Source organism: uncultured Vibrio sp. (assembly GCF_947488985.1).
Lineage (GTDB): Bacteria > Pseudomonadota > Gammaproteobacteria > Enterobacterales > Vibrionaceae > Vibrio.
Window position 1 is genome coordinate 1 of record NZ_CANLBV010000260.1, and the last position, 722, is coordinate 722.

Annotated in this window: 1 protein-coding gene; it reads left to right on the forward strand. The window is 44.7% G+C overall.

All coding sequences use genetic code 11. The annotated features are described in order from the left end of the window. Positions 1 to 78 precede the first annotated feature (78 nt). The coding region (locus Q1A70_RS20235; RefSeq protein WP_299695841.1) for an IS5 family transposase at positions 79 to 722 on the forward strand (644 nt) is incomplete at its 3' end.

The window sequence follows — 722 nt, forward strand, 5'->3', positions numbered from 1 at the left end:
GGCGTTGTTGCTTAAATCAGTTGAACCTTTTCCAAGTCCTGTGATCTATTCTTTTATGGTGATTAGAACGGTGGTGACATGGGTAAATCGGAAAAGAAGATAACTAACTGGGCGGAATACAATAAGGCTCTGTGCAAGCGTGGCTCGGTTACGTTCTGGATAGATGATTCAGCCATAGATGCATGGCGATGTACAACCCATCATGGTAAGCGTGGTAGAGGTTTCCAGTATTCTGATACAGCGATCGAAACTGCCTTGATGATTAAGGGGATCTTCTCTCTGCCATTACGTGCTCTTCAAGGCTTTATTGATTCTATCTTTGAGCTATTGGATGTTCCACTGACGTCCCCTGACTACACCTGTATTAGCAAACGCTCGAAGACAGTCCAGGTCAAATATCGCAATAAATCCAAAGGAGCTATTCGCCATATAGCCATTGACTCGACTGGTCTCAAAGTTTTTGGCGAGGGTGAATGGAAAGTGAAAAAGCACGGCGCCGAAAAACGCAGAACTTGGCGCAAACTGCACTTAGCTGTTGATGTAGAAACTCATGAGGCCATTAGTGCGGAAGTCAGTCTTGTAAATGTTGGCGATAGCGAAGTGCTACCCACGTTGCTCAACCCGTTACGTAGAAAGATCCATACCGTATCTGCTGATGGAGCATATGACACAAAAAGTTGTCATGAGACTTTGAAAAACAAAGGCTGTACTCCGTTGATACC